The organism is Parvimonas sp. D9, assembly GCF_035282565.1.
In the GTDB taxonomy this organism is placed as follows: Bacteria; Bacillota; Clostridia; order Tissierellales; family Peptoniphilaceae; genus Parvimonas; species Parvimonas micra.
The window spans coordinates 1-215 of the sequence record NZ_JAYKBM010000305.1; the positions used below are offsets into that span (position 1 = coordinate 1).

At 28.8% G+C, this 215-nt stretch carries 1 protein-coding gene; it reads left to right on the forward strand.

What is annotated here, in order from left to right; genetic code table 11:
• A partial coding sequence (locus VJI94_RS09045) for a Cna B-type domain-containing protein (RefSeq protein WP_324009126.1) occupies nucleotides 1–215 on the forward strand: 215 nt, incomplete at both ends.

A 215-nucleotide genomic window follows, 5' to 3' on the forward strand; every position in this document is an offset into this window, starting at 1 on the left:
CTTGAATTAAATAAAAGTAACAATTGGACAGGAGAATTTAAAGATTTAAAAGCATATGAATCAATTTTAAATTCAAAGCCTTACGAATATACGATAAAGGAAGTTGGAGAAAGTAATAATTCAATTAAATTTGACGGCAAGTGGTTTAAGGTAATTTATTCCGGAAATATGAAAGACGGAATAAAGGTAGAAAACAAAGAAACACCGAAATGGAC